The 6351-nt window shown below is 72.4% G+C and carries 7 protein-coding genes; 5 read left to right on the forward strand and 2 right to left on the reverse strand.

Going from position 1 to position 6351, the window contains the following annotated elements:
* Positions 1–106 precede the first annotated feature (106 nt).
* The 3 genes from QR78_RS20010 (at position 107) to QR78_RS20020 (ending at position 2077) form a co-directional block, all read left to right on the forward strand.
* The gene (locus QR78_RS20010) at positions 107–895 is read left to right on the forward strand and encodes a Crp/Fnr family transcriptional regulator (protein ID WP_125900944.1); all 789 of its coding nucleotides are present in this window, start codon (positions 107–109) and stop codon (positions 893–895) included.
* Positions 882–1163 carry a hypothetical protein gene (locus QR78_RS20015; RefSeq protein WP_048429332.1) on the forward strand — a complete coding sequence of 94 codons (282 nt, stop codon included), beginning with the start codon at positions 882–884 and terminating at the stop codon, positions 1161–1163. Before QR78_RS20010 ends, QR78_RS20015 begins: the two co-directional genes overlap by 14 nt.
* A gap of 80 nt (positions 1164–1243) precedes the next feature.
* Complete coding sequence (locus tag QR78_RS20020) at positions 1244–2077, forward strand: ABC transporter substrate-binding protein (RefSeq protein WP_244276328.1); 834 nt, start codon at positions 1244–1246, stop codon at positions 2075–2077.
* Here QR78_RS20020 and QR78_RS20025 read toward each other — a convergent pair whose 3' ends face one another.
* Entirely contained in the window at positions 2078–2782 is a 705-nt protein-coding gene (locus QR78_RS20025) for an ABC transporter permease (protein ID WP_048429333.1), read from the reverse strand.
* 158 nt (positions 2783–2940) lie between these two features.
* Between QR78_RS20025 and QR78_RS20030 the strand changes: the two genes are divergently transcribed.
* Complete coding sequence (locus QR78_RS20030) at positions 2941–4116, forward strand: phosphoserine transaminase (protein WP_048429334.1); 1176 nt, start codon at positions 2941–2943, stop codon at positions 4114–4116.
* A 391-nt stretch (positions 4117–4507) separates the two neighbouring features.
* A complete protein-coding gene (gene serA, locus QR78_RS20035) occupies positions 4508–6106 on the forward strand; it encodes a phosphoglycerate dehydrogenase (protein WP_048429335.1) in 1599 nt (532 codons plus the stop codon).
* A 40-nt stretch (positions 6107–6146) separates the two neighbouring features.
* On the opposite strand, the gene QR78_RS20040 is transcribed toward serA, so the two are convergent.
* The coding region (locus QR78_RS20040; RefSeq protein WP_048429339.1) for a PIN domain-containing protein at positions 6147–6351 on the reverse strand (205 nt) is incomplete at its 5' end.

The raw sequence follows: 6351 nt of genomic DNA on the forward strand, positions 1-6351 counted from the left end.
AACGCAGGTGAATGCCGCCGCCGCCGAGGCTCCCTAGAGCCCAGTGATCGGCGCTGTCCTTCCGGGCGCCGTCCTGTCGCGACGCACCCCGGACCGCACCGCCGCCATGCCCGATTCCGCCCGCTACATGCTGCACCGGCCCGAGATCCTGGGGGCCCTGCAACGCGGCGAGGCGGCGCTCGACCGGGTGATGGCCGGGTCCGGACGAATCTACCCGGCCGGCCGCCTTCTGGTGGAGGCGGGCAGCCCGAACGACACGGTCTTCCGCCTGCGCAAGGGCTGGGTCGGCCGCCTGCGCACCCTGGAGGACGGACGCAGCCAGTTCATCCTCATCTTCCTGCCGGGCGACCTGTTCGCGGTCAAAAGCCTGTTTGCGACCCACAGCCCAGACGCCGTGCAGGCCCTGTCCGAGATCCTGGTCGAGCAGGTCGACCACCGGACCCTGCGCGAGGCCTACGAGCGCGACCCCGACCTCGCCACCCGCTGCATGTGGCAGGTGATCGAGGAGGAGCGCCGGCTGCACAACTGGGTGGTCGGCCTCGGCCGCGGCAGCGCCGACGAGCGCCTGGCGATGCTGCTGGTCGATTTCCGCGGCCGCCTGATCCTCTCGGGCACCCTCGCCCCCGAGGCGATGGCCTTCGACCTGCCGATGACCCAGGAGCAGATCGGCGACCATCTCGGCATCTCCAACGTCCACGTGAACCGGGTGCTGCGCTCGTTCCGGGAAAGCGGCGTCGTCGCGATGCGGGGGCGCCGGGTGACGATCGGCGACCTCGACGGCCTGGTGCGGATCGCCGGGCCGCTTCTCGACGTCTCGGAGCGCGGCCGGCCGGAATTCGTCGGATTGCGGGAGGCCGGCTGCAAGCGGATGGGTCACGACGATGCCGGAGCCTGAGCGCGACGGGAATCCGACCGGGTTGGACCAGGCCTATGCCGCCGAGGCCCAGGCGGCCCTGATGCTGGTCGAGAGCCTGATGCTGGTCCTCGTCGAGCGCCGGGTGATCCCGGCGGCGGACCTCGTCGAGGCGGTCGAGACCGTGATCGAGACCAAGCGCCGGCTGACGGCGGACGGGCGGGAGCCCGCGGTCGCGACCCAGGCCGCCGCTCTGCTGACGACGATCGCCAACAGCCTCGCGGCGGCGGCACCGCCCGCGAAGAGGTGATCCCCCGGGCGCGAATCGTCCTGGCGCCGCGGCCGGGCCGCGGGCTATCGCTGGCCGACACCGCCACCGGAGACCCGCCCTTGAGCCTCCCGATCTCACGCCGCCTCGCGCTCGCCGCGCTCCTCGCGCTTGCGCCCGTCCTGCCCGCGGCCGCACAGGAGCGGGCGATCACGCTCGCCTCCACCACCTCGACCGAGCAATCGGGCCTGTTCGGCCATCTGCTGCCAATCTTCCAGCGCGAGACCGGCATCGCGGTCCGCGTCGTCGCGGTCGGCACCGGCCAGGCCTTGGCCATCGGCGCCAAGGGCGATGCCGACGCGCTCCTCGTCCACGACCGGGCCGGCGAGGACAAGTTCGTCGCTGATGGCCACGGCCTCGACCGCCGGGACGTGATGGCGAACGACTTCGTGATCGTCGGCCCCGCCGCCGACCCGGCCGGCATCAAGGGCGGACGCGACGCGACGGACGCGCTCGCCCGCATCGCCAAGGCCAAGGCGCCCTTCGCCAGCCGCGGCGACGACAGCGGCACCAACCGCACCGAACTGCGCCTGTGGAAGAAGGCCGGCATCGAGGCCCGGGGCCTGGGGAGCGGCTACCGCGAGCTCGGCCAGGGCATGGGCCCGACGCTGAACGCCGCTGCCGCGATGGATGCCTACACCCTGACCGACCGGGCGACCTGGGCGAACTTCAAGAACCGCCAGAACCTCGTGATCCTGGTCCAGGGCGACCCTGCGCTGTTCAACCCCTACGGCTCGACCCTGGTGAACCCGTCGAAGAACCCGCAGATCCACGCGGCCGACGCCAGGATCTGGCACGAGTGGCTGACCTCCGAGCGCGGCCGCGCAGCCATCGCCTCGTTCACGATCAACGGCGAGCAGCTGTTCTTCCCGACCGGCACGATGCCGACGCAGTGATCACCCGCGGGGCGCCGCCGCCACCCGGCTGATCCCGAAGGCGGCGGCGCTCACCACCAGCGTCAGGCTGACGAGGACGAGGCCGAGACCGAGCGCCAGCGCCAGGTCGCCGCGGCTCGTCTCGAGCGCGATGCTGGTCGTCATGGTGCGCGTGTAGCCGCGGATGTTGCCCCCCACCATCAGGATGGCGCCGACCTCGGCGATGGCCCGCCCGAACGCCGCCAGGAAGGCGGTGACGAGGGGCGCGGGCGCCATGGCGAGGAGGATCCGCGCCGCGTGCCCCGCCCCGACCCCGTCGACCCGCAGGGCGTCGCCGTATTCGGCCCACAGGGCCTCGCAGGTGCGGTGCGAGAGCGCCGCGACGATGGGCAGGGCGAGCGCCCCTTGCGCGATCACCATGGCGCCCGGCGTGAACAGCAGGCCGAGGCTCCCCAGCGGCCCCGAGCGCGAGACCAGCAGGTACAGCACCAGCCCCACCACCACCGGTGGCAGGCCGAGGAGCGCGTTGATGAGGACGAGCACCGCGCCGCGGCCGGGAAACCGCGTCGCGGCGAGGAGCGCGCCGAGCGGCGCGCCGAGGACGAAGCCGAGGGCCGCTGCCGTCAGGCTCACCCGCAGCGACAGGCCGACGATGGCGACGAGGTCGGCATCCCCCCGCAGGATCATCGCCACCGCCAGCCCGAGGGCGCGCCCGAACTCGTCCATGTCACCCTCGTGTCACCGGCTCCCCTCGTATCCGGCGGGGCGCCGGCCGGCCAGGGTGCGGTGACGACAGGCTTGACGCGGGGGCCGGCGCGGCGCATCCCCGGCGGCGGGACACCTCTCCCCACCGAGAGGCGCCCATCTGGAAGGATGGACACAGCATGACGACGACCCGCCTCCCCGAGGTGCGCCCGCGCGCGCCCTTCTTCTCCTCCGGCCCCTGCGCCAAGCGCCCCGGCTGGACCCCCGAGGCCCTCTCCGATGCGGCGCTCGGCCGCTCGCACCGGGCGAAGCTCGGCAAGGCCAAGCTCAAACAGGCGATCGACCTGACCCGCAGCGTGCTGCAGGTGCCGGCCGACTATCGCATCGGCATCGTGCCGGCCTCCGACACCGGCGCCGTCGAGATGGCGATGTGGTCGCTCCTCGGTGCCCGCCCGGTCGATATGCTGGCCTGGGAATCTTTTGGCGAGACCTGGGTCACCGACGCGATCAAGCAGCTCAAGCTCGACGCCCGCGTGATCAAGGCGCCCTACGGCCGCCTGCCCGACCTCTCGACCGTCGACACCCGCACCCGCGACGTGGTGTTCACCTGGAACGGCACCACCTCGGGCGTGCGCGTGCCGAACGCCGACTGGATCGCCGCCGACCGCGAGGGGCTGACGATCTGCGACGCCACCTCGGCGGCCTTCGCGCAGGACCTCGACTGGCCAAAGCTCGATGTCGTCACCTTCTCCTGGCAGAAGGTGCTCGGCGGCGAGGCGGCGCACGGCATGCTGATCCTCTCGCCCCGCGCCGTCGCGCGGCTGGAGAGCCACGTCCCGGCCTGGCCGATGCCGAAGATTTTTCGCATGACCAAGGGCGGCAAGCTGATCGAGGGCATCTTCCAGGGCGAGACCATCAACACGCCCTCGATGCTGGCGGTCGAGGACTATATCGACGCGCTCCTATGGGCCGACAAGCTCGGGGGGCTGCCGGCCCTGCGCGCCCGCGCCGACCGCAATGCCGGCGTCATCGCCGACTGGGTCGCCCGCACGCCCTGGATCGCCAACCTCGCCCAGGACCCGGCGACCGCCTCGAATACCAGCGTCTGCCTCGTGGTGAGCGATCCCGACGTGGTCGGGCGCGGGCCGGAGGCCGTGGCCGCGGTGGCCAAGGGCATCACCACGGCGCTCGACCGCGAGGGCGTCGCCCTCGACATCGGCTCCTACCGCGATGCGCCTCCCGGCCTGCGGATCTGGTGCGGCGCCACCGTCGAGGCCTCCGACCTCGAAGCCCTGACGCCGTGGCTCGACTGGGCCTTCGCCCAGGAGAAGGCTCGCCTGACGCAGGCGGCCTGACCCAAGCCCATCATCGCCGTATTCTCGGCGCCGGAGCCCCGCGGGAGCCGGCGTCGGCTGGGCGTGGCCCACGACGATCACACATTGCCGAATGAAGCGCGGGTTCTCTCCTCTCCCCGCGGGCGGGGAGAGGGTCGCTTGCACCTTGGTGTGCAAGCGACGAGCGCAGGCGCAGCCGGAGCGAGGGTGAGGGGGTGTCTCCGGATGAGACTCTTCCGGCACCACCCCCTCACCCTCGGCTGCCGCCTCGCTGTTGACCCGACAAGGGGTCAACAGCCCTCTCCCCGCCCGCGGGGAGAGGAGGATGCGCACAACCCGGTGTGACCACGCGAGCCCCCGGCCGACCCGCTCCCCCAGCGGGGCGATGGCGCGACCCCGTTCGAGGCTCGCCATGCCCACCCCCATCAAAAAAGTCCTGATCTCGGACACCCTCTCCCCCGCCGCGATCGCGATCTTCCGCGAGCGCGGCATCCAGGCCGATCTCCGCCCCGAGCTCGGCAAGGACAAGGAAGCCCTCGCCGCCGCGATCGGCGAGTATGACGGCCTCGCCGTCCGCTCGACCACGAAAGTGTCCGCCGCCCTCCTGGAGCGCGCCGGCAACCTCGCGGTGATCGGCCGGGCCGGCATCGGCGTCGACACGATCGACGTGCCCGCCGCGACCGCCCGCGGCGTGATCGTGATGAACACGCCGCACGGCAACGCCGTGACCACCGCCGAGCACGCCATCGCGCTGATGCTCTCGCTCGCCCGCCAGATCCCGCAGGCCGACGCCTCGACGCAAGCCGGCCGGTGGGAGAAGAACCGCTTCCTCGGCATCGAGCTGACCGCCAAGACCCTCGGGGTGATCGGCTGCGGCAATATCGGCGCCATCGTCGCCGATCGCGGCATCGGCCTGCGGATGCGGATCATCGCCTACGACCCGTTCCTGACGCCCGAGCGCGCCGTGGCGCTGGGCGTCGAGAAGGTCGAGCTCGACGACCTCCTGCGCCGGGCCGACGTCATCACCCTGCACGTCCCGCTCACCGACAAGACCCGCAACATCCTCTCAGGTGAGGCGCTGGCGCGCACGAAGCCCGGCGTGCGGATCGTCAACTGCGCCCGCGGCGGCCTCGTCGACGAGGTGGCGTTGCGCGCCGCCCTCGAATCCGGCCACGTCGCGGGCGCCGCCTTCGACGTATTCACCGAGGAGCCGGCCAAGGACAACGTGCTGTTCGGTCACCCGAACATGGTCTGCACGCCGCATCTCGGCGCCTCGACCACCGAGGCGCAGGAGAACGTGGCGCTCCAGGTCGCCGAGCAGATGAGCGACTACCTGCTCAACGGGGCGATCCGCAACGCGGTCAACTTCCCGTCGATCTCCGCCGAGGAGGCGCCGCGGCTGCGGCCCTACGTGACGCTCGCCGAGCAGCTCGGCTCGTTCCTCGGCCAGCTCACCGAGGCGCCGATCCGCGGCATCCGCATCGTCTACGAGGGCGAGGCGGCTGGCTTGAACACCAAGGCGCTCACGGCGGCTGCGGTGACGGGCGCGCTGCGGCCGTTCCTGGAGGGCGTCAACATGGTCTCGGCGATCGAGGTGGCGCGGGCCCGCGGCATCCAGGTCGAGACCGCGACCCGCACCGCCGTCGAGGGGCCCTACGCCTCGCGCCTCCACCTGACGGTCGAGGCCGAGGACATGCCCCGCGACGCCGCCGGCACGGTGTTCGGCGACGGCCGCCCGCGCTTCGTCGAGATCCGCGGCATCGCGCTCGAGGCCGCGGTGGCCCCCCACATGCTCTACATCCGCAACGCCGACCAGCCGGGCTTCATCGGCCGCTTCGGCACGCTGATGGGCGAGGCCGGCGTCAACGTCGCCACCTTCCATCTCGGCCGCGACCGGCCGGGCGGCGACGCGATCTGCTTTGCCGCCGTCGACGAGCCGGTCTCGGGCGCTCTGCTGAAGGCGATCGAGGCGATCCCCCAGGTGAAGCGGGCGCGGGCGGTGCGGTTCTGAGGGCGCGTGGGGCGGGATGCCCGGTCGGCGTCCCGCCCCGTCAGCGGATGGTCTCGACCTCGAGGGCGACGGCTGCGGCGATGTCGCACCAGCGCCGCTCGGCCGTCAGCGCCGTCGCGGCCTCTCGTCTCGCCAAAGCCAGGCAGTAACGGTCGCCGAGCGACAACCCGAGCGGCAGCGTGATCGGCCTCAGCATGCCGGCGGAGACGGACAGATCCCGATCGGCCGGCATGACCCGGATCGGG

The organism is Methylobacterium indicum (assembly GCF_001043895.1).
Lineage (GTDB): Bacteria > Pseudomonadota > Alphaproteobacteria > Rhizobiales > Beijerinckiaceae > Methylobacterium > Methylobacterium indicum.